Here is a 261-nt window from a genome sequence, read left to right as displayed (position 1 = left end):
ATCTTATAGAGAGCTACCATGCGACATATTGCCAAAGCGACCAACGTATTACACCCCGCTAATCAAAGTTTAGGGTTTGCTCAGACAAGTATTTTGCCACGCACTTTGATGATGGGTGGCGCCATTACAACTATGGTGCTGCTTACTGGCTGTAATCCAACGCAAGCCACCCAAGACGCTAACGCAGCTGTCGATAATAAAAATATTAGTTTGCTGAATGTCTCTTACGATGTATCACGCGATTTTTATAAAGAATATAAC

The 261-nt window shown here is 42.1% G+C and carries 1 protein-coding gene; it reads left to right on the top strand.

Annotated features, from left to right (window positions below):
- Positions 1 to 18: 18 nt before the first annotated feature.
- On the top strand, positions 19 to 261 hold a 243-nt coding region (locus tag AAEY93_RS20785), incomplete at its 3' end, for a hypothetical protein (RefSeq protein WP_351079583.1).

The organism is Shewanella sp. CAL98-MNA-CIBAN-0140 (genome assembly GCF_040309905.1).
In the GTDB taxonomy this organism is placed as follows: Bacteria; Pseudomonadota; Gammaproteobacteria; order Enterobacterales; family Shewanellaceae; genus Shewanella; species Shewanella psychromarinicola.
The sequence above is the reverse complement of the archived record's forward strand: the minus strand, read 5'-3'. Positions and strand labels throughout refer to the sequence as shown.